The 22,140-nt window shown below is 60.8% G+C and carries 23 protein-coding genes; 21 read left to right on the forward strand and 2 right to left on the reverse strand.

The features are described 5' to 3' along the window. Positions 1–12 precede the first annotated feature (12 nt). From M0D69_RS24265 to M0D69_RS24280, 4 genes are all read left to right on the forward strand, one after another. Positions 13–516, forward strand: a complete 504-nt coding sequence (locus tag M0D69_RS24265) for a lipocalin-like domain-containing protein (RefSeq protein ID WP_301784418.1) — start codon at positions 13–15, stop codon at positions 514–516. Between the two features lie 136 nt (positions 517–652). Then, on the forward strand, positions 653–1,306 hold the full coding sequence (locus tag M0D69_RS24270; protein ID WP_301784419.1) for a peroxiredoxin: 654 nt from the start codon (positions 653–655) through the stop codon (positions 1,304–1,306). Positions 1,307–1,443: 137 nt separating this feature from the next. Continuing rightward, positions 1,444–2,514: an MBL fold metallo-hydrolase gene (locus M0D69_RS24275; protein WP_301784440.1), complete on the forward strand. Its 1,071-nt coding sequence runs from the start codon at positions 1,444–1,446 to the stop codon at positions 2,512–2,514. A 224-nt stretch (positions 2,515–2,738) separates the two neighbouring features. Next, on the forward strand, positions 2,739–3,812 hold the full coding sequence (locus tag M0D69_RS24280) for a helix-turn-helix domain-containing protein (RefSeq protein ID WP_301784420.1): 1,074 nt from the start codon (positions 2,739–2,741) through the stop codon (positions 3,810–3,812). Positions 3,813–3,831: 19 nt separating this feature from the next. On the opposite strand, the gene M0D69_RS24285 is transcribed toward M0D69_RS24280, so the two are convergent. Continuing rightward, positions 3,832–4,665 (reverse strand): crotonase/enoyl-CoA hydratase family protein, encoded by an 834-nt coding sequence (locus M0D69_RS24285; RefSeq protein WP_301784421.1) that lies wholly within the window; start codon positions 4,663–4,665, stop codon positions 3,832–3,834. A gap of 311 nt (positions 4,666–4,976) precedes the next feature. Between M0D69_RS24285 and M0D69_RS24290 the strand changes: the two genes are divergently transcribed. The 10 genes from M0D69_RS24290 to M0D69_RS24335 all read left to right on the forward strand — a co-directional run bounded on the left by M0D69_RS24290 (position 4,977) and on the right by M0D69_RS24335 (position 13,850). Continuing rightward, a complete protein-coding gene (locus M0D69_RS24290) occupies positions 4,977–5,996 on the forward strand; it encodes a LacI family DNA-binding transcriptional regulator (RefSeq protein ID WP_301784422.1) in 1,020 nt (339 codons plus the stop codon). 111 nt (positions 5,997–6,107) lie between these two features. Then, a complete protein-coding gene (locus tag M0D69_RS24295; protein ID WP_301784423.1) occupies positions 6,108–7,448 on the forward strand; it encodes an ABC transporter substrate-binding protein in 1,341 nt (446 codons plus the stop codon). 66 nt (positions 7,449–7,514) lie between these two features. Beyond that, positions 7,515–8,471, forward strand: a complete 957-nt coding sequence (locus M0D69_RS24300) for a carbohydrate ABC transporter permease (RefSeq protein WP_301784424.1) — start codon at positions 7,515–7,517, stop codon at positions 8,469–8,471. After that, a complete protein-coding gene (locus M0D69_RS24305) occupies positions 8,468–9,421 on the forward strand; it encodes a carbohydrate ABC transporter permease (RefSeq protein ID WP_301784425.1) in 954 nt (317 codons plus the stop codon). The genes M0D69_RS24300 and M0D69_RS24305 overlap by 4 nt, the downstream gene beginning before the upstream one ends. Then, on the forward strand, positions 9,418–9,612 hold the full coding sequence (locus M0D69_RS24310) for a hypothetical protein (RefSeq protein WP_047897211.1): 195 nt from the start codon (positions 9,418–9,420) through the stop codon (positions 9,610–9,612). The genes M0D69_RS24305 and M0D69_RS24310 overlap by 4 nt, the downstream gene beginning before the upstream one ends. A gap of 3 nt (positions 9,613–9,615) precedes the next feature. Continuing rightward, positions 9,616–10,719: an ABC transporter ATP-binding protein gene (locus M0D69_RS24315; protein ID WP_301784426.1), complete on the forward strand. Its 1,104-nt coding sequence runs from the start codon at positions 9,616–9,618 to the stop codon at positions 10,717–10,719. Then, the gene (locus tag M0D69_RS24320) at positions 10,712–11,731 is read left to right on the forward strand and encodes an ABC transporter ATP-binding protein (protein WP_301784427.1); all 1,020 of its coding nucleotides are present in this window, start codon (positions 10,712–10,714) and stop codon (positions 11,729–11,731) included. The genes M0D69_RS24315 and M0D69_RS24320 overlap by 8 nt, the downstream gene beginning before the upstream one ends. Further along, positions 11,728–12,360, forward strand: a complete 633-nt coding sequence (gene dhaL, locus M0D69_RS24325) for a dihydroxyacetone kinase subunit DhaL (RefSeq protein WP_301784428.1) — start codon at positions 11,728–11,730, stop codon at positions 12,358–12,360. Before M0D69_RS24320 ends, dhaL begins: the two co-directional genes overlap by 4 nt. A gap of 13 nt (positions 12,361–12,373) precedes the next feature. Beyond that, positions 12,374–13,363 (forward strand): dihydroxyacetone kinase subunit DhaK, encoded by a 990-nt coding sequence (gene dhaK / locus M0D69_RS24330; RefSeq protein WP_301784429.1) that lies wholly within the window; start codon positions 12,374–12,376, stop codon positions 13,361–13,363. A gap of 133 nt (positions 13,364–13,496) precedes the next feature. Beyond that, positions 13,497–13,850, forward strand: a complete 354-nt coding sequence (locus M0D69_RS24335) for a DUF1428 domain-containing protein (RefSeq protein ID WP_301784430.1) — start codon at positions 13,497–13,499, stop codon at positions 13,848–13,850. A 77-nt stretch (positions 13,851–13,927) separates the two neighbouring features. On the opposite strand, the gene M0D69_RS24340 is transcribed toward M0D69_RS24335, so the two are convergent. Continuing rightward, positions 13,928–14,866, reverse strand: a complete 939-nt coding sequence (locus tag M0D69_RS24340; protein ID WP_301784431.1) for a DMT family transporter — start codon at positions 14,864–14,866, stop codon at positions 13,928–13,930. A gap of 343 nt (positions 14,867–15,209) precedes the next feature. Here M0D69_RS24340 and M0D69_RS24345 point away from each other — a divergent pair, with 343 nt between their 5' ends. From M0D69_RS24345 to denD, 7 genes are read left to right on the forward strand one after another with little or no spacing between them, the layout of a single operon-like run. Further along, positions 15,210–15,914 (forward strand): FadR/GntR family transcriptional regulator, encoded by a 705-nt coding sequence (locus M0D69_RS24345; protein ID WP_301784432.1) that lies wholly within the window; start codon positions 15,210–15,212, stop codon positions 15,912–15,914. A 24-nt stretch (positions 15,915–15,938) separates the two neighbouring features. Then, positions 15,939–16,841: an L-threonate dehydrogenase gene (ltnD, locus tag M0D69_RS24350; RefSeq protein WP_301784433.1), complete on the forward strand. Its 903-nt coding sequence runs from the start codon at positions 15,939–15,941 to the stop codon at positions 16,839–16,841. Further along, positions 16,841–18,115, forward strand: a complete 1,275-nt coding sequence (otnK, locus tag M0D69_RS24355) for a 3-oxo-tetronate kinase (protein WP_301784441.1) — start codon at positions 16,841–16,843, stop codon at positions 18,113–18,115. Before ltnD ends, otnK begins: the two co-directional genes overlap by 1 nt. A gap of 2 nt (positions 18,116–18,117) precedes the next feature. Next, entirely contained in the window at positions 18,118–18,771 is a 654-nt protein-coding gene (locus M0D69_RS24360) for an aldolase (RefSeq protein WP_301784434.1), read from the forward strand. Between the two features lie 50 nt (positions 18,772–18,821). Continuing rightward, positions 18,822–20,159 (forward strand): MFS transporter, encoded by a 1,338-nt coding sequence (locus M0D69_RS24365; RefSeq protein WP_301784435.1) that lies wholly within the window; start codon positions 18,822–18,824, stop codon positions 20,157–20,159. Between the two features lie 22 nt (positions 20,160–20,181). Further along, complete coding sequence (otnI, locus tag M0D69_RS24370) at positions 20,182–20,979, forward strand: 2-oxo-tetronate isomerase (protein ID WP_301784436.1); 798 nt, start codon at positions 20,182–20,184, stop codon at positions 20,977–20,979. A 7-nt stretch (positions 20,980–20,986) separates the two neighbouring features. Next, a complete protein-coding gene (denD, locus tag M0D69_RS24375) occupies positions 20,987–21,946 on the forward strand; it encodes a D-erythronate dehydrogenase (RefSeq protein WP_301784437.1) in 960 nt (319 codons plus the stop codon). Positions 21,947–22,140: the final 194 nt, after the last annotated feature.

Raw genomic sequence — 22,140 nt, forward strand, 5'->3', positions numbered from 1 at the left:
GCGGAGAGAGCCATGAAACAACTCCTTAAATACCTGACTGCTGCGGTAGCCATGCTGATTGCGCTGTGTCTCCCGGCAGTCGGGACTCACGCGCAAACGGCGCCCTCGATCGTGGGTTCCTGGTCATTGGTCTCGTTGACTGTTCAAAGGAGTGGGAATCAGTTGAATCTTCTCGGGCCCCAGCCCCAGGGCCAACTCATATTCGGCAGCGACGGCCGCTACGTGTTAATGGGGATTCGCGCCGACCTGCCGAAGCTCGCGGAGGGCAGCAGGTTGGCTGGCAGTACTGAAGAGAACAGGATGATAGCGGAGGGCACCGTGGCACATTTCGGGACCTATACTGTCGACGAAGCGGGCAGCGCTATTGTTTTCCACATCCAGAAGAGCTCCTTCCCGAACTGGGACGGTGATGTTCAAACACGACCGTTCACGCTCGTCGGGGACCGGCTTACCTATATCACACCCGGGTCCTTTGGCTATGGAGCCGCAACCGTGGTTTGGCAACGGGCAAAGTAGGGATCTTTAGTTAAACGATGGAAATAAGCGATTGAAATGACGATTGAATCACCTGACTACAACCCCGGGCAACCGGGGGGCCGTCGCTCCGTCTGCAGCGGTAGTACGTTGACGCACCCACCCCATGGAGGAAGAGATGTCGATTCGATTAGGAGAAGAAGCGCCCGATTTCACGGCCGAAACAACCGAAGGGCCGATCCATTTCCACGAATGGATCGGCGACCATTGGGTGATCCTGTTCTCGCATCCGAAGGACTTCACGCCCGTTTGCACCACCGAGCTAGGTTACATGGCCGGGCTCAAGCCGGAATTCGACAAGCGCAACACAAAGGTTATCGGACTCAGCGTGGATCCTGTCAGCGACCACCAGAGATGGCTGAAGGATATTGAGGAAACGCAGGGACACGCGATCAACTACCCGCTGATCGGCGACGCAGACCTGACTGTCGCGAAGCTCTACGACATGATTCATCCGAACGCCAGTGGCGGGGCGCGCACTGCAGTCGACAATGCGACGGTGCGCTCAGTGTTCCTCATCGGGCCCGACAAGAAGGTCAAGGCCAGCCTCGTGTATCCGATGAGTGCCGGCCGCAACTTCGACGAGGTGCTGCGGCTGCTCGATTCGCTGCAGTTGAACGCAAAATACACGGTGGCAACGCCGGTAAACTGGAAACCGGGCGAAGACGTCATCATTCCGACATCTGTTTCTGACGATGACGCGAAGCGGAAATATCCGCAGGGTTTCAAAACCGTGAAGCCGTACCTGCGCTACGTGGCGCAACCGAGGTAACGCCCTCGTCAAGCAGAGTGGCGAGCGCCGGCACCTTGCGGCCGGCGTCCGCTGACTCGCACCGACCAGGTCAGCAGCGCCGGTTTTGCCCACTATTTTCAAGCGTTCGCAGAGGCGGACGACGGAGCGTAATCGTGCTGATCTTCAGGCAATTGTTCGACCAGCAATCGTCTACCTACACGTATCTTCTCGCCGACAGCGCGACCGGAGATTCCGTGCTGATCGATCCGGTCTTTGAACAGGTACGCCGGGACGCGGCCTTGATCGAAGAGCTTGGATTGCGCCTGCTTTATACAGTCGATACCCACGTTCACGCCGATCACGTGACCGGCGCGTGGATGCTCAAGCGGCGCACGGGCAGTCAGATTGCGATATCGGCTACAAGCGGCGCTGACGGCGCGGACCGCTATCTGAGCGATGGCGACAGGTGCGTATTCGGCGCTCGACATCTGACGGTGCGTGCGACGCCTGGTCATACGAATGGCTGCATCAGCCTCGTGCTCGACGATGAGACCATGGCGTTTACCGGCGATTGCCTGTTGATCAGGGGCACCGGCCGGACGGATTTCCAGCAGGGTGACCCGCGCGCGATGTTCCGGGCGATCCACGACCGGATTTTCACGCTGTCCGACACTTGCCTGCTTTACCCGGCGCACGATTATCACGGTCTGAGCGTCACGAGTGTAGGCGAGGAGCGCCGCTTCAATCCGCGTCTCGGCGGTGAACTCTGCGAGGACGATTTCACCGTCTACATGACGAATCTGCGATTGCCGCATCCCAGACAGATCGACATAGCGGTGCCGGCAAACCTGAAATGCGGCGTCGCCGCAAGCGACCCCATGCAGGTAGCCGAGCCCGGCTGGGCGCCGCTGGCGTACACCTTTGCGGGCATCTGGGAAATCAATTCGCAATGGCTCGAGGAGAACCTCGATTCGGTGCAGATCGTCGACGTGCGCGAGCCTGCGGAGTTCGAGGGGCCGCTGGGGCGCATTCCCAGAGCCAGGCTCATTCCGCTCGGCGACCTAGCCCAGCGAACCAGCGAGTTCGCACAGGAACGCCCGATCGTAACGGTCTGCCGGGCTGGCGGACGTTCAGCGCAAGCCACGATCATCCTGCGGCAGGCAGGATTCGAGGCCATCGCCAACCTCGCCGGCGGCATGCTGCGCTGGCGAGCGGAAGGCCGCGTGGTCGAGAACGGCAGCGTGTAGCCTGCTTGTCGCGAGTTCTGTGTTACACCGGTCCGTCGCGGGTCGATACCGAATCATTTTGTCTATGAGTAATGCTAATCATATTGGCGTCGTCTGGTCTGTTTTATTTAATGCAACAAAACCCTTGATAAAGCGAGGTTCTGCACCACACTCCTAAGCCTAAAGTTATTCCTGCCACGGCCGATAAACCGATAACAACTTTGCCGCCGTGCTGCACTCCGAGTATGACTAAATCCTATTCGCCAGCTGTGGATCAACTCATTGCAGCGCGTCATCAGAGATACGTCTATCCGGCTGAGACCGGCGCTGAGGCCGCGCTTGCTCCACGCGTCATTCATCGGCATTTCACCGTGGCTAACGAAGCCGTGGGGCTGCAGCTACCTGCGTGGAGAGACTACGTAGGAAGAACCCTCGATGTACCCATATCCCGCACACAACTGGCGACCGGGTTTCGAGGCGAAATCGATACCTATGTGCTCAAGGACATGGTTTTCCTGGACGCCCGAACTGATCCAGTGGCCCAGGCGCGAACCACGGCGCGCATTTCCACCGATAGCGTGCACGACTTTGTGTTCCACGTGGCTGTCGATGGAATCGTTGAAACCGTAACAGGTACGCACCATCCGCGAAAATCGGCGCAATTCGTACCGGGTGTCCTGGCGTTGGACATGAATCAGCCGATGCGCATGAGCCGTCCCAGTTCCGCCCGTGTGCTGGCGTTCTTTTTGCCTCGCGCAATGGTGGAGTCGGCAATCCCGGACGCGGAATCGATCCACGGCCAAGTGCTGACTTATAGCTCGCCCCTGACGCGCTTGCTTCACAGGCACCTGCTCACGCTCGGCCAGTGCCTCTCCTCGATGAACGCTGCCGACGCGGAACACACGTTGCGAACGTGCGCGAATCTGCTCATCGCGGCGTTTGGCAAACAGGCTCGCTTGAGTGAAGGCGCCCGGGCGGCGACCCGTGCCGCGATGTTTGACGAGGTGAAGCGCTATGTTCAAGCGAATCTCCATCACGAGAAGCTCTCGCCTGACGGAATTCTTCAGATATTCCAGTTGCCACGCCCGACGCTGTATCGGATGTTCGAACCCGAGGGCGGGTTAAGTGCCTATATCCGCAACTGCAGGCTACGTGAGGCAGCCGACGATCTGATTCGATTCCCGCACGTGAGCGTAGCGGAGATTGCCTATGGACTGGACTTCAACAGCCACTCCGACTTTACGCGCGCTTTTCGCCGCTTTTTTGGCATGTCGCCGCAGGATTTCCGGGGGCTCGAACTCGACCTGTTGCGCGAGTAAGAGCGGTATTGAAGCTCAATCAAAGCGATGACTGCGATTCGCCATGCCGGCCGGCGCCCGCAGCAAACCGGCCTGCGCCGGCGAGACCTTCTGCAAACACCGCCGCATAACCTCCCGCGCCTTCGCGGCGCAGCGCGCCGGTTAAATCGTCGGAGAATGCGTTGTTGTAGACCGAACGCCGGTCTGCGCGCATCGCTGCTTGCGGCAACGCGGCCAGTTCGCACGCAAGCGCCTCCGCTGCCGCACGTGAACCGCCACGCTCGACTACGCGATTCGCGAGACCGATCGCCAGCGCCTCGCCGGCATCGACAGGCCGTCCGGTAAGGATCAGATCCAGTGCACGCGACATGCCGATCAATCGAGGCAGCCGCAATGTCCCGCCATCGATCAGCGGTACGCCGAAACGCCGGCAGAAAACACCCAGGACCGCATCCTCTTCGACGATCCGTAAATCACACCACGCTGCGAGTTCCAGCCCACCCGCTACCGCATGTCCCGCGATGGCCGCAATCACGGGCTTGCCGAGCATCAGCCGCGTCGGTCCCATCGGCCCTGGACCCGTGCCGTCGGGATGAATCTCGTTGCGATGCTCGTCGTCGTTCAGCGCAGTGAGATCTGCGCCCGCGCAAAACGTGCCGCCAGCACCCCACAGCACGGCCACCGCCAGCGACGCGTCGGCATCGAAGGTTTCGAAAGCTGCGCGCAGTGCATCGGCGACTTGGCGGTCGACCGCATTGCGACGCTCCGGCCGGTCGAGAACGACTGTCGCAACACGCGGATCCAGCGAATGCAATTCAAGCCGGACGTGATCGCCGAAGCGAGTGACGCTCGGCATGGGCCTGGAATCGGCCATGGTCTTTCTCCTGAGCCAACGGCATCCACGAAAGCATACGCGTCTGGATAGAACAGCGAGAGCCCGGTTTCGCGCGAGCAGGGCCGGGGCGGAATCGGGTGACAACCACCGATCCATGACCATTCTCCAAGCGCGGTTTAGGAGTCGGTTCGTAAATTAACTAAATAATCCATATAAATAGAAGGCGTCATCAAGAATCAAATGACGGGTTTAAATCCTCAAAAAAGCTTGCATTCTCTGGCGGAAAAACTACCTTAGGTAAACAAAAGGATTCTTCGCAAAAAATCCGCAGCACGGTACCGGAGGGGACAATGCCGGCCACACGTATGATGATTGCGCGTCGAGCGGGCGTCAGCGTGGCCACGGTCGATCGCGTCCTGCGCGACGATCAGGCCGTGCGACCCGAAACGGCTGAACGCGTTCATCTGGCGCTCGCCAATCTGCGCGACGAACGCGCGAGCCGTGGCCGGCCAGCAAAAGCCAATTCCTTCCGCATCGCGTTCGTTCTTCCACAGATCAACTCGCGCTTCCTCGATCACGTCGAACGCGATATCGCGCTGTCTGCGAGCTTCTTTCGCGAGCACCGCATCACCTCGTCGTTTTACCGGTGCGATTTCGCGGTCCAACGCGACACGGCATCGTTTTCGGAGCAAGCGATCGCCTATGACGCGGTGGTTCTGGCGCCTCTTGACTATCCCTGGGTCGCGCATTTCATTGAAGAACTGAGCGACGCAGGTGTTCCCGTGGTCACCGTGTTCTCGGACTTGCCGGGCAGTCGCCGGGCCGCTTATGTCGGCGTCAACAGCCGCATTGCGGGACGTACCGCCGGACTGCTGATGGGGCTCTTTCTAGGTACGCGAATCGGTACCGTCGCGGTGCTGTCGGGGTCATCTCGCCTGCACGACCAGCTCGAACGGCGCACCGGGTTTTCGCAAGTCCTCGAAGAAGACTCTCGCAACCTGCGTTGGGTCGCCGAACCTGATTTCACGGAAGACGACGGCGGCGCCGGCCTTGCGGTGCAGGGCTTGCTCGCGCGCCATACGGATCTCGTGGGTGTCTACGTGACGGGTGGCGGTATCGCCGGGATTGCGTCGGCGCTGCAGGAATCCGGCGACAAGGAGCGCGTTGTCCTGATCGGCCACGAGTGCACGGCGCAGACGCGCGCGCAGCTGGCCGAGCGCGCAATTGACGTCATCCTGGACCAGGACGTACGCGGCATTGTCCACTGGGCGGGGCTTGCCGCACTCAATTTCCTGAACGACGTGCGGGGCGCACTGGCCATCCCGACGCCGGAAACCCGAATTTACCTTCGTGAGAATGCGCATGCCTGACGCTCGCGACACGCGGACCGATGGCTGAATCCGCAGAGCCGAAACACGGTGCCCGGCGCATGGGCACCGATCGTCATAAGTATCGGAGACCGAAATAAAAGGAGAAGACACATGTTACGGCTTAAATCACGACTTACGTCGACACGAGTGGCTGCGGCGCTCGCCTTGTCGCTGGGGCTGGGTATGGCTTCGGGCGCTCACGCCCAGGCGAAGCAACTGACACTGTGCTGGGCGGCCTGGGATCCCGCGAACGCGCTGGTCGAATTATCGAAGGACTTTACGGCCAAGACCGGTATCAACATGAAGTTCGAGTTTGTTCCATGGACGAGCTATGCCGACCGCTTCATCAACGAACTGAATTCGCACGGCAAGCTCTGCGACCTCATTATTGGCGACAGTCAGTGGATCGGTGGTGCGGCAGTCAACGGCCACTACGTGAAGCTCAACGACTTCTTCACGAAGAACAAGATCTCGATGGACGACTTCATGCCGGCAACCGTCGTCGGTTATGCGGAATGGCCGAAGAACACGCCGAACTATTGGGCGCTTCCGGCAATGGCCGATGCCGTTGGGTGGACCTATCGGAAGGACTGGTTTGCACGGCCCGAGTTGCGCGCCGAGTTCAAGCAGAAATACAAACGGGAACTGGAGCCACCGACCACCATGGACCAACTCAAGCAGACCGCCGAGTTCTTCCAGGGACGCAAGATCGACGGCAAGACCGTGTATGGCGTCTACATCTTCACCGAACGCGGGTCTGAAGGCATCACCATGGGCGTGACGAATGCGCTCTATGCATGGGGGTTCCAGTACGAGGATCCGAAGAAACCCTATCACCTCGACGGTTTCGTGAATTCACCGAACGCGGTGAAGGGACTCGAGTTCTACAAGGCGCTCTATAAATGTTGCACGGCGCCGGGCATGACCAACGCCTACATGCAGGAAGGGCTCGACGCGTTCAAGTCCGGCCAGGTGGCGATGCAGATGAACTGGTTCGCGTTCTTCCCCGGCCTGTACAAGGACCCGAATGTAGGTGGCGACAAGATCGGATTCTTCGTCACGCCGCGTGAGCTCCAGCAATTCACGCAGTTGGGCGGGCAGGGCATATCGGTTGTCTCCTACTCGGACCACAAGGAGGATGCACTCGAATACATCAAGTGGTTCGCGCAGCCCGATGTGCAGAAGAAATGGTGGCAAATCGGAGGTTACTCGGCGGCAAAATCAGTTGTGCAGGACCCGAGCTTTCCGAAGAGCGCACCGTTCGCGCCGGCCTTTCTTAAATCGATGGAGATCGTCAAGGACTTCTGGGCGGAGCCGGCGTACGCTGAACTCCTGCTCGACATGCAAAAGCGCGTGCATGACTACGTCGTGGCGGACAAGGGCTCAGCGAAAGAAGCGCTCGATCTGCTCGTCAAGGACTGGAACAAGGTGTTCAAGCAGGAAGGCAAGTAGTGAGGTTCATGCATCGGTACTGGCGGCGGCCGTGTGACCGCGCCAGTACGCCATCAGGAGGACGGCATGTTGGCAGACAAGCCTTTGCTTTCACAGGAGCTGGAGTCCGGACGAGGGACGCGCAGCGGCAGCAGCTTGCGCGGCCTCTCGGACCGGACTATTGCATGGCTCTTCATTCTTCCGACAATCCTGCTTCTGCTCGCGATCAACATCTTCCCGCTGATCTGGGCGTTGCGGCTGTCGTTCACGAATTTCAAGTCGAACATGCCGAGCGTGCCGGCACGCTTTATCGGTATCGACAACTACGTCGATATCCTGACCGACGAGGACATCTGGTACGCGATGCAGGTCACCGCGCGGTTCGTGTTCTGGTCGGTGAGCCTCGAAGTGCTGCTCGGTTTCGGGCTCGCGCTGCTGATCAACCGGCGCTTTCGCGGCCACAGTTTCTGGACCACGCTGATCCTCTTGCCGATGATGCTGTCTCCCGCTGTCGTCGGCAATTTCTGGACGTTCCTGCTTCAGCCGCAGACGGGCTTGTTCAACGAGGTCGTCAGCCTTGTCACCGGCATATCGCCGGCCTCGTTCCAGATGATCGGCGACGTGCCGCTCGCGCCCTGGACGATCGTGATGGTCGATACCTGGATGTGGACGCCCTACGTGATGCTTATTTGCCTCGCGGGTCTGCGTTCGATTCCGGACTATATCTATGAAGCCGCCGAAGTCGACCGTGCAACACCCTGGCGCCAGTTCTGGTCGATCACGCTGCCGATGACCATGCCGTTCCTGATGCTGGCCGTGCTCTTCCGCGGGATTGAAAACTTCAAGATGTTCGACATGGTGAACCTGCTGACCTCGGGCGGTCCGGGGTCGGTCACGGAAACCGTGTCGATCACGCTCAAGCGCGCCGCGTTCGAAAAGTGGCAGACCGGTTATTCGTCGGCACTTGCAATCATTCTCTTCGTCACGGTGTTCGGTGCGGCGAACATCTATATCAAGGCGCTCAACCGGATCAAACAGCGATGAGACAGCCCGGCAATGCTCACTCGGTGGTCGCGGCGTCGGCTCGCGGCAAGACCTTCGCGGCGCTGGTCGTGATTGTGTATGCGCTCGTGACGTCGCTGCCCATAGCGTGGATCTTCATGACGAGCTTCAAGACCCAGGAGGATGCGATTGCGTATCCGCCTGTCGTGTTGTTTCATCCCTCGCTCGAAGGTTACGTCAATCTCTTTACCATCCGGTCCCGTCAGACGCCCGAGTTCATCGCGAGCCTGCCGCCTGCCACGACCTGGTACGAGCGCGACGTGCGCAAGCGCAACATGGTGATCGCGGGTCCGTCGAAGGTATTGCCGCGCTTCGTCAATTCGCTTGTGATCGGTTTCGGCTCGACCTTTCTTGCGGTGTTTCTCGGCACGCTCGCGGCCTATGCCTTCTCGCGTTTCAAGGTGCCGCTGGCAGATGACCTGCTGTTTTTCATTCTTTCTACGCGCATGATGCCGCCCATCGCCGTCGCGATCCCGATCTACCTGATGTACCGCGCGCTGGGGCTTAGCGATAGCTACGTCGGCATGATCGTGCTCTATACGGCCGTGAATGTTTCGCTGGCGGTGTGGCTGCTCAAGGGCTTCATGGACGAGATCCCGCGCGAGTACGAGGAAGCGGCGCTCGTCGACGGTTATACGCGCTTGCACGCATTCGTGAAGGTTGTGTTGCCTCAGGCGATTACCGGCATCGCGGCCACGGCGATCTTCTGCCTGATCTTCGCCTGGAACGAATACGCATTCGCGTTGCTCCTCACAAGCGGCGACGCGCAGACCATGCCGCCGTTCATTCCGTTCATCATCGGCGAAGGCGGGCAGGACTGGCCTGCGGTGGCCGCGGCGACAACGCTGTTCGTCCTGCCGATTCTCTTTTTCACCGTCGTGCTGCGCAAACATTTGTTGCGCGGCATCACCTTCGGAGCGGTACGCAAATGAAACGACAACTCGTGGCGCCGCGTGCGCGCTTCCTGCGTCGCGATCATGGCGAAGCTGCGGCGACGGTCGCGATCGGAGCCGGCATCGCGATGCTCGTGCAACCGTTTTCGCTTGCGCTCTTCACGTGGTCGTTTCCCGTGATCCTCGCCGGCGCGGTGGCGTTCCTCATCACCAGCCATTTCCCGGACTGATCCATGTCCGCCATCACGCTCGTCAACCTGCACAAACGCTTCGGCGATTTCACCGCCGTGCGCAACACGGATCTGGCCGTAGGCGCCGGGCGTTTCGTGGTGCTGCTCGGTCCGTCGGGCTGCGGCAAGACCACGACGCTGCGCATGATCGCGGGGCTTGAATTGCCGACGTCCGGCCAGATCCTCATCGACGGCGAGGACGTTACGGCGCTGCGCGCGCGTCAGCGTGACATCGCCTTCGTGTTCCAGATGTTCGCGCTGTATCCTCACATGACAGTGCGCAACAACATTTCGTTTCCGCTGAAGAACGAGCATGTGCCGCGGCGCGAGATAAAAGCGCGGGTGGACGCCGCCGCCCGCATGCTGCGCATTGAAGGAATCCTCGACCGCAAGACCGGCGGCCTTTCCGGTGGCGATCGTCAGCGCGTGGCGCTGGGACGTGCCATCGTCCGCCAGCCGAAGGCGTTCCTGATGGACGAGCCGCTCGGCACGCTCGATGCCGACTTCCGCGAACTGATGTGCCTCGAGTTGCGCAAGCTCCACGACCAGCTCAACGCGACCACGGTCTATGTGACGCACGACCAGAGCGAGGCAATGGCGATGGCCGACGACATCGTCGTGATGAACCAGGGCGAAGTGCTGCAAGCCGGCGCGCCGCACGAGATCTATCATTTTCCGGCGACGGTTTTTGTCGGCAACTTTATCGGCAGCCCGCCGATGAATTTTCTGCCCGTCGACGGACCGGTCGCAGCCGGCGCGACGCAAGTACAGGTGCATGGTGCAACCATGGCGGTGCCTCATTGCAACGCTGCGGCTGAACGTGTGCTACTCGGGATTCGCCCGGAGCATGTTGTCATCGACGAACAGGGGGCACTGCGTGGCAAGGTGATCGCCGACGAGTTCCTTGGCTCGCATCAGGTGCTCATGATCGAGACGGCCGCGGGTGTCGTGCGGGCGCGCGTGGGCAAGGAGGTGCGTCTTGCCGCCGGCGCGATGGTCGGGCTGTCGTTTCGCAAGGAGCGCGTGCTGCTGTACGACGCAATGTCGGGTCGGAGGCTTCCCGCGGCCGTGCTGGTGGATGCCGAAACGGGAGACGTTCATGGCTGAAGTGCAACTACAGAATGTATCGAAGCGGTTTGGCCCGACGGTGGCTGTGGACGATCTGTCGATTGACGTGAAGGACGGGGAATTCGTCGTGCTGCTCGGGCCGAGCGGCGCCGGAAAAACCACGACCTTGCGCCTGATCGCGGGCCTGGAACGGCCCGATGCAGGCGATGTATTCATCGACGGCAAGCTGGCGACAAACGTTCATCCGTCGGACCGGGACGTGGCGTTCATCTTCCAGCAGTACTCGCTTTATCCGCATCTGACGGTGTTCGACAACCTCGCTTTCCCGCTGCGGTCCCCACGCCGGCGCAGCAGCGAGGCGGAGGTGCGGATGCGCGTGCAGACCGTGGCCGCCATGCTGCACATGGAATCGAAGCTCGACAACATGGCGACGCATCTCTCGGGTGGCGAGATGCAGAGGGTGGCGATCGGGCGCGCGCTGGTTCGCGAGCCGCGGGTGTTCCTGATGGACGAGCCGTTGTCGTCGCTCGATGCCAAGCTGCGGGAGGAACTGCGGATCGAGCTGAAACGCCTGCACAAGAGCATCGGCGCGACCATTGTCTACGTCACGCACGATCAGGTGGAAGCGACCACGCTCGCGGATCGCATCGGGATTCTCGAACATGGGAACCTGGTGCAGCTCGGCACGCCGCGCGAGGTCTACGGCAATCCTGCGTGCGTGAGTGCGGCGCGGCGTCTCGGCTCGCCGCCGATCAACCTGCTGCCCCCGTCGCTCTTCGATTCGGCGGTTGTGCCGGAGGGGACGGCGACCGTTGCAATACGCCCGGAGGATATCGTCGTGGCTGAAGCGGGCGAGCGCAACGCTATGGATGTGAAGGTGCTTGAATATTCGCCGCTGCGTCATCTGTTGATTCTGGATCGCAATGGCACCGCCGTGGTGGCGACGACAGTGACGGAGCGCAATTTCAGCGCGGGGCAGTCGGTAGGCGTGTCGTTGCCCCCTCGTAGCCTCTTATATTTTCGCGCCGACGGCGGGAGGATAGCGACATGAACGGCAAGACGGTCATGGCGTGCATCGAAGCCGCGCATGCGACGCTCAAGCAAAACACGGACGAGATCGCGTCGCTCGATCAACAGATCGGCGACGGCGACCACATCTTCAACCTGCTGCGCGGCATGGAGGCGCTGCTCGCGGCGCGCAGTGAAATTGAAGCAGCCGCGTTCGGACCATCGCTGGACGTGGCGGCGGCCAAGATACTGTCGACAGTCGGCGGATCATCAGGACCACTATTTTTTTCCCTGCTGAGCGGTATGTCGAAGGGCGCGGCCACGCACGCGCTCGACGTCCCCGGATTTTCAGCCATCTTTGCCGCGGGCGTGGACGCCGTCGGCCAGCGTGGCAAGACGGGCGTGGGCAGCAAGACGATGATGGACGTGCTCATTCCGGTTGCGAATCGCTATCGTGAACTGGCGGCCGCGGGAGCGTCCGCGCAAGCGCTGCTTGACGAATTGCCGCGGGTGGCGCACATACAAATGCTCGCCACCCGCGACATGCTCGCGACCAAGGGCCGGGCGTCGTTTCTCGGCGAGCGTTCGCGCGGCCATATCGATCCGGGCGCGCGTTCCAGCGAGCTGATGATCGCGGCGGTGTGCGCGTATCTGGCACAACGTATTGAGTGAAGGAGCGCAGACCATGAAGAAATTCATCAACCACGTCGACGATTTTCTCGCCGAAAGCTTGGCCGGATTCGCGGCCGCGCACGCCGACCTTGTCGTGCTGAACAACGAGCCCGTGTTTGTGCGCCGCAAGGTGCTCAAGCCCGGCAAAGTGGCCTTGGTGTCGGGCGGCGGGTCGGGACACGAGCCGCTGCATAGCGGTTTCGTCGGCCACGGCATGCTCGACGCAGCCTGTCCCGGCCAGATCTTCACCTCGCCGACGCCCGACCAGATGATGGCCGCCGCCATGGCAGTCGATACCGGTCCGGGCGTGCTTTTCATCGTGAAGAATTACTCCGGCGACGTGATGAACTTTGAAATGGCCTCCGAGATGTCCGAGGTGCAGAACGCGATCGTGCTGATCAACGACGACGTCGCTGTCGAGGATTCCAGTTATACGACCGGGCGACGCGGCGTAGCCGGAACGGTGATCGTCGAGAAGCTGGTCGGCAGCATGGCGGAAAGCGGTGCGAGCCTCGAGCAGTGCAAGGCATTCGGTGACCACATCAACAAGCGCACGGCTTCAATGGGCGTTGCGTTCACGAGCTGTGTCGTGCCGGCAGCGGGCACGCGCACGTTCAAGATCGGCGACGATGAGATTGAAGTGGGGGTCGGCATTCACGGCGAACCGGGCAGGCGACGGGCGAAGATGGCGCCGGCCGACGCCATCGTGGCGGAATTGCTGAGCGCTATTGTCGACGACCTGAAGCCACAGGCCGATGCCGAATTGCTCGTCCTCGTCAACGGTCTGGGCGGCACGCCGCTAGGCGAGCTTTACCTGCTGTTCAACTCGACGCGAGCCTGGCTCGGGCAGCGCGGCCTGAACATCGGCCGTGCACAGGTCGGTGCGTTGACCACATCGCTCGAGATGGCAGGCGCATCCATCACGCTCTCAGTGCTGGACGACGAGATGAAAACGCACTGGGATAGCGCGGTCCATACGCCTTCGTTGCGATGGGGTATGTAAAAAAGTTGGTGAGTCGTGTCGATTTATGGACGTACCGTTCGTCATGCATATAGGGCGTAGGGCTGCGATGTGGCAATGCAAAACGAAGTCGCTTTGCGCCCCCAATTTATTCATACCGAAACGGAGAGCGTTCATGACTTACGTAGATGGATTTGTCGTCGCCGTGCAAACGGGCAATCGTGAAACGTACAGGAAGCATGCCGAAGCAGCAGCGGTGGTCTTCAAGGAGAACGGTGCGCTGAATGTGGTCGAATGCTGGGGCGATGACGTACCGGAGGGGAAGCTGACGTCCTTTCCGATGGCGGTCAAACGCCAGGACGACGAGACTGTCGTGTTCTCGTGGGTCGTCTGGCCGTCGCGTCAGGTGAGGGATGAGGGAATGAAGGCGGTGATGGCCGACCCGCGGCTGCAGCCCGATACGAACGCGATGCCCTTCGACGGCAAGCGGATGATTTACGGCGGCTTCGAAGTGATCGTCGACGCGTGATGGTTTTCAGGTTGCCGCCAACATAGGTTGACGGCAAGCTGCGTTCATCGAAAAGAGTACTGAGGCTCTCTCACTACTTACTTCGCAGAAACCCTGCGCCGCGTACCCATGCCCGGAAGCCACTTGATAACACCCGTGGCAAGTGCAGTCCCCACCAGAATAGTCGCGCACGCCTTGATCATTCCCGGCGATACGTGTTCGGAAAGGAGCAACGCGCCCCACAGGATGCCGAAGATCGGGATGATAAATGTGACGCTGATCGTGCGCGCCGGGCCAGTCGCCGCGATCAGGCGGAAGAACAGCATATAAGCGATGCCGGTGCACGCGACGCCGAGCGCGATCACCGACCCCCAGGCCTGCGTCGAGATGGGTGCAGCCGGCCACCAGAACACGGCAAACGGCAGTAGTACGACGGTCGCGCCGGTCATCGTGCCGGCGGCGACCGCGAGCGGATCGACGCCCGTGAGATGCCGCTTGGTGTAGCTCGCCGCGATCCCATACAACAGCGTTGCGCCGAGCGCAGCCGCTGCGGCGAGTGCGGTCGCTGCCGGCGTCACGGCCGTCGCCGCGCTCGTGCCCACATCCATCTGGTTCCAGACGAGGGCGACCACACCCACGAAACCGATCACGAGCCCTGCTACGCGCAGCCCGGTCAAGCGATCCTTCAGCCACAGGAACGCGACGATAGCGCCCCACAGAGGCGTGGTGGCATTGATCACCGACGTCACGCCCGCGGACAGTGTGAGTTCGGCATACGCAAACAGGCAGAACGGCGCGGCCGAGTTCAGGATGCCCACAACGAAAAGCGGCCACGCATGCGCGCGCAGCGTATGAAAAGCATCGCGCGCGGACCTGCGAGTGATCAGCACGATCAGCAGGAACAACGCGCCGATGCCCACACGCAACGCCATCAATGGCGCAACGCCAAAGTCGGTCACACCGACGCGGATAAAAAGGAATGAGCCTCCCCACAGGGCGGCGAGGATGAGCAACTGGACGATGTTTACAGGATTCATTTTTGTGGACGTCGAGCGCAGTGGAGTCGCGACGTGAAGCCATCGTAAGGGCGCAGCAGCGCAAGATGGTTCACGCTGGCGTGAAATGAAGACGTCATGGTTCGCTACACGTATGCGGCGGGATACGGCGGCGGAATACGGCTGGATATGCCTGCCATCGTAGGCGTGCACCTTACACCGGCCAAACGAACATTTCTCACTCTTATGTGAAAAATATTGCGATCGAAAAGCGTGGCAAGGGAATTGGCGCTGTCTCGTATCGCGTCCTCAGGGTTATCTCTAGTATGTCGAAAAGATCCAAAATTTGTATGATGACCACATCACCCAACAAATCAGAGACTGCATGTTCGATAAAATTCCTGCGCAGGCTTTGAGCGACACGGTCGCGCAGCAGATTCAATTGCAGATCGAAAAGGGCAGCTTCGTGAAAACCGGCAAGCTGCCGACCGAAGCTGTGCTCGCGCAGGAGTTTGGCGTGAGCCGCACGGTGATCCGCGAGGCCATATCGCGGCTGAAGAACGAAGGCATGGTCGAGCCGCGCCAGGGCAGTGGCGTGTTTATTGTCGAGCGCGCGGGTATCAGGCCGCTGCGTATCGACTACGCGCAAGCCGTCGAGCCCGGCGCGGTCGTGCAGATCCTTGCGTTGCGGCGGGCGATCGAAGCGGAAGTTGCGTCGGAAGCGGCGATGCGCCGAACCGACGAGCAGATGGATGTGATCGAAGCGAAGCTGGCGCAGATCGATGTCGCCGCCGCGCAAGGCGAGGACGGCGTGACCGAGGATGTCGAGTTTCATCGCGCGATTGCCAGTGCAACCGGCAATCCGTATTTCCTGACCACGCTTGCCTTCCTGAACCAGTATCTCGAGGCCGGCACGCTCGTTACGCGCCGCAATGAAGCGCTGCGGGAGGACTTTTCGCGGCAGGTCCGTGAGGAACACTCCCGGATCGTAGCTGCGATTCGCGCCCGCGATCCCATGGCTGCGCGCAACGCCGCGCAGACCCACTTATACAACGCCGCTCGCCGCCTCGCGGAAGCGGGCATTTGCTGATCAATCAATTCGAAGGATAACGAAATGTCCAAAAACGTGGGAGTAATCGGCTTGGGTGCAATGGGCTTGGGCGTCGCGCGTTCGCTATTGCGCGCGGGCTTCAAGGTTCATGCCTGTGACGTGCGGTCCCAGGTGCTTGAAGCGTTCGCGGGCGAGGGCGGCATTGCGTGCGCGACGCCGGCCGAGTTGGGCAGCCAGTGCGAGGTCGTGGTGACCGTCGTCGTCAACGCGGCGCAAACGGAAACCGTGCTGTTCGGCTCCGACACTCAACCCGGCGCCGTCTCCACGATGAAACCCGGCAGTGTCGTGCTGGCCTGCGCCACGGTGTCGCCTGCCTTTGCGGTCGAACTGGGCAAACGCCTGGAAGCGGCCCGGTTGCATATGCTCGACGCGCCCCTGTCCGGCGGTGCAGCGCGCGCCGCGTCCGGCGAAATGACGATGATGACGTCCGGTCCCGCATCGGCGTATGCGGCCTGCGAGGATGTGCTCGAGGCGATCGCGGGCAAGGTTTATCGGCTGGGCGAGGCTCATGGCGCGGGCTCGAAGGTGAAGATCATCAACCAGCTGCTTGCAGGCGTGCATATCGCAGCGGCGGCTGAAGCAATGGCGCTTGGCCTGCGCGAAGGCGTGGACCCGGATGCGCTCTATGAGGTCATCACGCACAGCGCGGGTAACTCGTGGATGTTCGAGAACCGCGTGCCGCACATTCTCGCAGGAGACTACACGCCGCTGTCAGCCGTCGATATCTTCGTGAAGGATCTCGGTCTTGTACTCGATACAGCGCGCACGTCGAAGTTTCCGCTGCCGTTGTCGGCGGCGGCGCACCAGATGTTCATGATGGCGTCGACCGCGGGACATGGCGGCGAAGACGACTCCGCCGTGATCAAGATCTTCCCGGGCATCGAAGTGCCGAAGGGAGCCAAATGATGACGAAAGCCTTGCTAGGCTGCATCGCCGATGACTTCACCGGTGCAACCGATCTCGCCAACATGCTCGTGCGCGGGGGCATGCGCGCGGTGCAGAGCATTGGCGTGCCGGCATCGGATATGAAGATAGAGGCGGACGCGCTGATCGTCGCGTTGAAATCGCGCACCATCCCCGCAGAAGAAGCGGTTGCGCAATCGCTGGCCGCGCTCGAATGGCTGCGTGTGCAAGGTTGCAAACAGTTCCTGTTCAAGTATTGCTCGACCTTCGATTCCACCGATAAAGGCAACATCGGTCCAGTCGCCGACGCACTGCTCGATGCGCTCGGCGACAACTTCACCATTGCCTGTCCCGCGTTCCCCGAGAACGGCCGCACAATCTTTCGCGGTAACCTGTTTGTGGGCGATGTGCTGCTAAACGAGTCGGGCATGCAGAACCATCCGCTCACGCCGATGACCGATCCGAACCTCGTGCGTGTGCTGCAGCGGCAGACGAAATCGAAGGTCGGGTTGATCGCTTACGACGTGATCGCCAAGGGTGCGCAAGCCGTGCGCGAGAGGATCACGTCGCTGCGCAACGATGGCGTGCGCCTCGCTATCGCCGATGCGGTTTCGGATGCCGATCTCTATGTGCTGGGCGAGGCGTGCTCGGCTCTTAAGCTGATCACGGGCGGCTCGGGCATTGCGCTTGGTCTACCGGACAACTTCCGCGCGGCGAACCTGTTGAGCGAAGCCGGCCACGCATCGGACCTGCCGAAGATCGAAGGTAAATCGGTCGTGCTGGCGGGCAGCGCATCGAAGGCGACCAACGAGCAGGTCGCGGAATGGCGGGCGACGAGACCGAGCTTTCGTATCGACCCGCTCGCGTTGTCGGGCGGCGAACCCGTGGTCGAGCAGGCTGTTGAATTCGCGTCGAAACATGCCGATGAACCCGTGCTGATCTACGCCACGTCCACGCCGGACGAAGTCAAGGCCGTGCAGAAGGAACTGGGCGTCGAGAAAGCTGGGCATCTGGTCGAACAAGCGCTGGCATCGATTGCAAGCAGGCTTCGCGATGCAGGCGTGCGCAAGTTCGTGGTTGCGGGCGGCGAGACCTCGGGCGCGGTCGTTCAGGCGCTTGGCGTGAAGTCGCTGCGCATCGGCGCGCAGATCGATCCGGGTGTGCCGGCGACGCAGTCTATCGGCGAAGAACCGCTTGGGCTGGCGTTGAAGTCGGGCAATTTCGGCACGAAAGCTTTCTTCGTGAAGGCGCTGAAGTCTCTCGACGGAGCCGCGTGATCATGGCGACCGCCGAAAGCCGTATCCGAGAAGAAATCTGCGAGACCGGCGCGAGTCTTTACGAACGCCGTTATACCGTCGGCACCGCCGGGAACATCAGTGCGCGACTCGACGACGGCTGGCTCATCACGCCGACCGATGCCTGCCTCGGACGCCTCGATCCCGCCGACATCGCCAAAGTCGATACAGAGGGTAATCACGTGTCCGGCGGCAAGCCGTCGAAGACGCTGGCGCTGCATCGCAAGATTTATGAACATAACGGCGACGCGCACGGCGTCGTCCACACGCACTCCACGCATCTGGTCGCGTTGACGCTCGCCGGTGTCTGGCGGCGCGACGACGTGCTGCCGCCAATCACGCCGTACTACGTGATGAAGGTGGGCCACGTGCCGTTGATTGCTTATCGGCGTCCGGGTGACCCTGTAGTCGCGGAACAAGTTGCGGCGCTTGCATCGAAGGTGCGCGCCGTATTGCTCGAAAGGCTCGGACCGGTCGTCTGGGAAAAATCGGTCAGCCACGCGTCGTATGCGCTGGAAGAGCTCGAGGAAACGGCTCGGCTCTGGCTCCTCGCGCGCTCGATTAACGAACCGCCTCCAGAACCGCTCGAAGAAGCGGACATCGAGGATTTGCGCAAGACCTTCAACGTGCGCTGGTAGCGCCTTGCCTGGTCGAATCACCAACACGAAACTGCCTTCCGGAGACAAGCATGACCCCTGACCAAGCTGTGCCTGGCGGCTCGCGCACGCCTGTAGCATCTGGCTACGACATCAAAGAACTCACCCGCACCTATTCGAAGGTGTTCTGGCGCATCGTGCCGTTCCTCATGCTGTGTTATGTGGTGGCGTATCTGGATCGTGTGAACGTCGGTTTTGCGAAGCTGCAGATGTCGCAGGATCTGGGTTTCAGCGAGACGGTATTCGGCCTCGGGGCAGGCGTTTTTTTCCTCGGATATTTTTTGTTCGAACTGCCAAGCAATATTCTGATGCACAAGATCGGTGCGCGGATATGGATCGCGCGGATCATGATTACCTGGGGCATTCTCTCGGCACTTTTTGTGTTCGTGAAGACGCCCACGCAGTTTTACATCCTGCGTTTCCTGCTCGGACTGGCCGAAGCTGGTTTTTATCCGGGCGTGATCCTGTACCTGACTTACTGGTTTCCGTCGCATCGGCGGGCGAAGATTGTCGCCGTGTTCATGTCGGCTATTCCCGTGGCGGGGATCTTTGGAAATCCGCTGTCCGGATGGATCATGCAGACCTTCTCGGACAACAAGCACTTCGAAGGCTGGCAGTGGATGTTCCTGATTGAAGCGGTCCCGGCGCTGCTGATCGGTATTGCGACTATTCTTTATCTCGACAACAACATCCGCAGCGCGAAGTGGCTCAGCGAACGCGAAAAGCGCCTGTTGGAAGATGAAATCAACGCGCAGCCGCAGCTTGCCGGCGACAGCACGAAACATTCGCTGCGCGCGCTTTTCGCCGATAGCCGCATGTGGTGGATGTCGCTGATCTACTTCGCATTCGTCACGGGGCAATACGGTCTCACGTTCTGGATGCCGACCTTCATCAAGTCAACGGGTGTGAGCGGAGCATTCAATATCGGTTTGCTGAGCGCCATTCCGTTTCTTGTCGCGATCGTCGTGATGAATGTGCTGGGCCATAGCGCGGACAAACATCGTGAGCGCCGCTGGCATCTGATCGTGCCGGCGCTTGGAGCTGCGGTTGGCTTCTCCGTGGCGGCATCGTTCGCGGGCAATACGGCGGTGTCGATCGTGGCGCTCTCCGTGGCCGCGGCCGGTGTGCTGACCTGCGCGCCTTTGTTCTGGTCGCTGCCAACAGCATTCATGTCGGGCGCCGCGGCGGCTGCCGGGATTGCGGTTATCAATTCGATCGGCAATCTGGCGGGCTTCGCGAGCCCCTACATGATCGGGTACCTGAAGGACCTGACGCACAGCACGGCGACGGGCATGTACGTGCTCGCCGGCATGCTGGTGATCGGCGCCATTGCCACGTGGCTCGTGCCGGCCAAGCTCGTGAATCGCTGAACTCATTCAAGGAGTCGATGTTATGCCCCGTTTTGCCGCCAATCTCACGATGATGTACACCGAACACGCGTTCCTCGACCGCTTCGGCGCTGCAGCGAAGGACGGTTTCAAAAGTGTGGAGTTCCTGTTCCCGTATGACTTTGTCGCAACCGATATCAAGGCACGGCTCGACGAACATGGCCTTACGCAGGCCTTGTTCAATGCACCGCCGGGCGATTGGGCGGCGGGTGAACGCGGGATCGCGTCATTGCCCGGACGCGAGGAAGAGTTCGCACTTGCGCTCGATAAAGCGCTGGAATACACCGCCGTGCTCGGCAACAAGACCTTGCATGTGATGGCCGGTCTTATTACGCCGGAACAGTCGCGCGAAAAACATCGTGCGGTGTATCTTAAGAACCTCGAACGGGCGGCGAACGCTGCGCGTGCAGCCGGTATTACGATTGTCATCGAACCGATCAATACGCGCGACATCCCCGGCTTTTTCCTCAACCGCCAGGACGACGCGCAGGCGATCTGCGAGGAGATCGGCGCACCGAACCTGCAGGTGCAATTCGATTGTTACCACTGCCAGATCGTGGAGGGTGATCTCGCGGTCAAGCTCAAGCGCGACATGAAACGCTCGCATGCGGGCATCGGCCATATCCAGATCGCGGGCGTGCCGGAGCGGCACGAACCGGACCTGGGTGAACTGAATTATCCGTATCTGTTCGAGCTCATCGATTCGCTCGGCTACGAGGGCTGGATCGGTTGCGAATACAGGCCGAAAGCAGCAACCTCCGACGGACTCGGCTGGATTAGACCTTATCTGCAACGTGCGTGAGGGCACCATGAAAATTCTTATTACAGGCGGCGCCGGTTTTCTCGGACAACGGTTGGCACGCCGTCTTCTCGAACGCGGCAGTTTGATGGGCAAGCCGATCACCGGACTCACGCTGCTGGACGTCGTGCGTCCCCCGGATCTTGGTGACGAGCGGGTGCGAGCCGAGACCGGTGACATCGCGGATCGCAGTGTGCTGGAACGGTGCATTGGTGCTGACACGCAGGCTATCTTTCATCTTGCCGCGATCGTGAGCGGTCAGGCGGAAGCGGATTTTGACCTTGGCATGCGTATCAATCTCGATGCATCGCGTCTGCTGCTCGATGTGTGCCGCTCGCTCGGACACGCGCCGCGGGTGCTGTTCACGAGCTCGGTCGCGGTGTATGGCGGCACGCTGCCCGATGTGGTTCGCGACGATACGGCGCTGAACCCGAAGTCATCGTATGGAACGCAGAAAGCGATCGCTGAATTGTTGCTGTGCGATTACTCGCGACGCGGTTTCGTCGATGGCCGCGTGCTGCGCTTGCCCACTATCAGCGTGCGTCCGGGGCGGCCTAATGCGGCGGCGTCATCGTTTGCCAGCGGCATCATTCGTGAGCCGCTGAATGGCGAGCGCGCGGTGTGTCCGGTGAGTGGCGATGTACGCTTGTGGCTGCTGTCGCCGCAAAAGGCGATCGAGTCGCTGATCGCCGGTTGCGAGCTTGAGCAGGCGGCGCTCGGCACATGGCCGGTGGTCAACATGCCGGGACTCTCGGTCAGTGTCGCGGAAATGGTCGACGCACTGAAAGAAGTGGCGGGGGAAGAGGTCGCTTCGCTGATCGACTGGCAACCGGACCCGAAGATCGAAAAGATTGTGGGGAGTTGGCCGGGGGCGTGGGAGACTTCGCGAGGCGAGAAGCTGGGGTTGGCGGGCGATCGTAATTTCAGCGACGTCATTCGTGCTTTCATTGCAGAAAGCAGGGCTGCTTGAATGGTCGATTGGTTTTCGCTCGCGCCGGTGGACGGGTTTTGGGGGCTGCCGGCGGCGCGGTTTTGGTGTGATGCTGGCTTGCACAGGGTTTTCTGGCGTAGCGGTCGGGGTCGGTGCCGGGTTGCTGCTGCTTAGGTCTGCGGTCTGCGTGAGTTAGCTGTATTTTTTATCACTATTAGCCACTGTGCGTGGCG

Source organism: Caballeronia sp. SEWSISQ10-4 2 (assembly GCF_030464885.1).
Lineage (GTDB): Bacteria > Pseudomonadota > Gammaproteobacteria > Burkholderiales > Burkholderiaceae > Caballeronia.

Bases quoted from the DNA above. Each gene is read 5' to 3' on its own strand.
- M0D69_RS24310 (WP_047897211.1), top strand. From the start codon at position 9,418: ATGAAACGACAACTCGTGGCGCCGCGTGCGCGCTTCCTGCGTCGCGAT.
- M0D69_RS24345 (WP_301784432.1), top strand. From the start codon at position 15,210: ATGTTCGATAAAATTCCTGCGCAGGCTTTGAGCGACACGGTCGCGCAG.
- M0D69_RS24295 (WP_301784423.1), top strand. From the start codon at position 6,108: ATGTTACGGCTTAAATCACGACTTACGTCGACACGAGTGGCTGCGGCG.
- M0D69_RS24270 (WP_301784419.1), top strand. From the start codon at position 653: ATGTCGATTCGATTAGGAGAAGAAGCGCCCGATTTCACGGCCGAAACA.
- dhaK (WP_301784429.1), top strand. From the start codon at position 12,374: ATGAAGAAATTCATCAACCACGTCGACGATTTTCTCGCCGAAAGCTTG.
- M0D69_RS24285 (WP_301784421.1), bottom strand. From the start codon at position 4,665: ATGGCCGATTCCAGGCCCATGCCGAGCGTCACTCGCTTCGGCGATCAC.
- denD (WP_301784437.1), top strand. From the start codon at position 20,987: ATGAAAATTCTTATTACAGGCGGCGCCGGTTTTCTCGGACAACGGTTG.
- M0D69_RS24315 (WP_301784426.1), top strand. From the start codon at position 9,616: ATGTCCGCCATCACGCTCGTCAACCTGCACAAACGCTTCGGCGATTTC.
- ltnD (WP_301784433.1), top strand. From the start codon at position 15,939: ATGTCCAAAAACGTGGGAGTAATCGGCTTGGGTGCAATGGGCTTGGGC.
- M0D69_RS24365 (WP_301784435.1), top strand. From the start codon at position 18,822: ATGACCCCTGACCAAGCTGTGCCTGGCGGCTCGCGCACGCCTGTAGCA.
- M0D69_RS24340 (WP_301784431.1), bottom strand. From the start codon at position 14,866: ATGAATCCTGTAAACATCGTCCAGTTGCTCATCCTCGCCGCCCTGTGG.
- M0D69_RS24290 (WP_301784422.1), top strand. From the start codon at position 4,977: ATGCCGGCCACACGTATGATGATTGCGCGTCGAGCGGGCGTCAGCGTG.
- M0D69_RS24320 (WP_301784427.1), top strand. From the start codon at position 10,712: ATGGCTGAAGTGCAACTACAGAATGTATCGAAGCGGTTTGGCCCGACG.
- M0D69_RS24300 (WP_301784424.1), top strand. From the start codon at position 7,515: ATGTTGGCAGACAAGCCTTTGCTTTCACAGGAGCTGGAGTCCGGACGA.
- dhaL (WP_301784428.1), top strand. From the start codon at position 11,728: ATGAACGGCAAGACGGTCATGGCGTGCATCGAAGCCGCGCATGCGACG.
- otnK (WP_301784441.1), top strand. From the start codon at position 16,841: ATGACGAAAGCCTTGCTAGGCTGCATCGCCGATGACTTCACCGGTGCA.
- M0D69_RS24280 (WP_301784420.1), top strand. From the start codon at position 2,739: ATGACTAAATCCTATTCGCCAGCTGTGGATCAACTCATTGCAGCGCGT.
- M0D69_RS24335 (WP_301784430.1), top strand. From the start codon at position 13,497: ATGACTTACGTAGATGGATTTGTCGTCGCCGTGCAAACGGGCAATCGT.
- M0D69_RS24265 (WP_301784418.1), top strand. From the start codon at position 13: ATGAAACAACTCCTTAAATACCTGACTGCTGCGGTAGCCATGCTGATT.
- M0D69_RS24305 (WP_301784425.1), top strand. From the start codon at position 8,468: ATGAGACAGCCCGGCAATGCTCACTCGGTGGTCGCGGCGTCGGCTCGC.
- M0D69_RS24360 (WP_301784434.1), top strand. From the start codon at position 18,118: ATGGCGACCGCCGAAAGCCGTATCCGAGAAGAAATCTGCGAGACCGGC.
- otnI (WP_301784436.1), top strand. From the start codon at position 20,182: ATGCCCCGTTTTGCCGCCAATCTCACGATGATGTACACCGAACACGCG.